Origin of the sequence: Aeromonas sp. HMWF015 (genome assembly GCF_963878965.1) — a bacterium.
GTDB lineage: Bacteria > Pseudomonadota > Gammaproteobacteria > Enterobacterales > Aeromonadaceae > Aeromonas > Aeromonas veronii.
On sequence record NZ_CAWNZT010000105.1, the window covers coordinates 1 to 2,218 of the forward strand.

Annotated in this window: 2 protein-coding genes; both read left to right on the forward strand. The window is 51.0% G+C overall.

What is annotated here, in order from left to right:
- Positions 1–555: EAL domain-containing protein (locus AACS18_RS05140; protein ID WP_146184855.1), on the forward strand; the 555-nt coding region annotated here is incomplete at its 5' end.
- Positions 556–818: 263 nt separating this feature from the next.
- On the forward strand, positions 819–2,218 hold a 1,400-nt coding region (locus tag AACS18_RS05145; RefSeq protein WP_258228856.1), incomplete at its 3' end, for a retention module-containing protein.

A 2,218-nucleotide genomic window follows, 5' to 3' on the forward strand; every position in this document is an offset into this window, starting at 1 on the left:
CCCGCGATTGAACAGTTCAAATTGGGTGGCGAGTTTGACCAAGCGGTGCTTGATGCTTGCGTTCCATTACTGCAAAAACAGTCTGATCTGGTACTGGCGATCAACATCACTGCTGGCTCGCTCTGCTCGGATGAATTTTTAACCTGGCTGACGCGCTATCTGACCGAGCATGTTGAGCTGAAAGAGCGGTTGTTATTTGAAATACCTGAAGCCGCCATCATGAAACATAAAGACAACGTGGCTGCGTTGGTGGGCACCTTGCAAGCTCATGGTTTCCAGTGGGGGGTTGACCACTATGGTCGTCACTTCCAGTCTCTGGGCTATCTGGAGGAGTTGTCGCCGGCTTATGTCAAGGTTGATCACGGTTATACCAGTCAGGTCATGGAGCCGGGGGCTGACACCTCATTCCTGGCTGCAGTGTGTCGCGCCGCACACAATGCCGGTGTGACCACCATTGCGACCCGTGTCGAGGATCAACATCAAGTGGAACTGCTTTCCAAGTTGCATATCGATGGTTACCAGGGATTTGTTCATCCTGCCTTCCCATTGTCTTGAATTAAATGCTGGAAATGGCCCCGATAGGGGCCTTTTTTATATCAGTCACTTCTCTTTTCGCCAATTTTCTATAACCAACTCAAGGTCAGCCTTGAATGGAGCTGCGTCTAGGATTCTGATTTGTATTAAGAAATTCCAACTCTTCGATTTTTTTCTGTCCATTTGTTGAATCCCTCTCGAACGTACGCTTTTTTGCAACGGAACAGCGCGCTATCTCCTTCTACGGTGTAGACATCAAGATCTGTCACCTTGGAGCAATGGATATGCGTACCCAAATCATCGACAAGTCCGTGGTTGTCTCAGCTATAGAAGGCAATGTGGAGATTGTGCTGGCTGATGGAAGCAGCCGCCCTCTGCAAAAAGGGGAAATTCTCCAACCCGGAGCAAAATTGGCCATAGCTGATGACGCCAAGCTGGCTCTTTCCCCTTATGACGATACTCCAGCATCGGATGTTCCGGTAGGTTCCGAGTCCGCTGAACCTGCTCAACCACAAGTGGCTGCCAGCCAGGAAGGCGCTCCTTCAGATATTGCCGCATTGCAAGAATCGATTCTGCAGGGTGTTGACCCGACGCAAAACTTTGAGGCTTCTGCTGCTGGTGGGGCACCAGCGGCCGGTGGTGGTGGCGGTATTGGTGGGGTTGCGGGGACCAGTGGTAATGGTGGTTTCGTCACAATTGATCGAACTGGTGATGCCACGATAGCGGCTGCTGGGTTTGATACCACCTACGATACGGCCGTTGTCATCAATGAAAATCAGGCCGAAGATTTGATTCTTGAAAATCAGCTTGATGATTTGGGCGAAACCGCCGTGACCCTAGAAGACACTCAGGTCAGTGGGAATTTGCTCGACAATAGTACCAATCCTGATGGGCCTGCTGATGCCTCTATCGTTTCATATGACTGGGGTATCAATATCGGAGTCCCTGCTGGTGTTGCTGCCACCATTACCGGAGTGGGCACGCTGATCATCAATCCGGATGGGAGCTATACCTTTACTCCGGCTCCTAACTATGATGGCGCAGTTCCCCCGGTGAACTATCAGGTAACTGATGGCCAGGATACAGTGACATCGACATTCGTTGTCTCCATTACCCCGGTAGATGAAGAAGTAGATCTTGGTGGGCTGGCTCGGGAAGGGGGTGAGGTACAAGTCAGTGATACCAATTTAGCGGATGGTTCGGCTCCCAATGCTGCAGATCTGACTCAAAGTGGAGTGTTTGCCTTCAATGCTCCTGACGGCGTCCAGAGTTTGACCCTAGCTGGCGTTACATTAATCACCAATGGCCAGTTAGGCGTATCGTTTCCACAATCCATTATCAGCCCGTTAGGAAATTTACTGACTATCTCAGCGGTGACCTACAACCCGGTGACCGGTGAAGGGCAAGTCAGTTACAGCTATACCCTTGGCGATAATGGAAACCATACAAGACCCGTCAATGACACCTCCCTGAGCGAAAGCTTAAGCGTTGTGCTGATCGATAGTGATGGTGATACGGCTAGCGATACCCTTGATGTCGCCATTTTGGATGACATACCAACTCTGGTTGATGGGGAAGAACTATCTGTGCGCAGTTTGGTCCATGAAGATGCGCTGACCAGCGGTAATAGCGAAGGGACGGGTCAGAGTGTGAGCGCCAGCGGTGTGGCCGGTACCCTCAATAG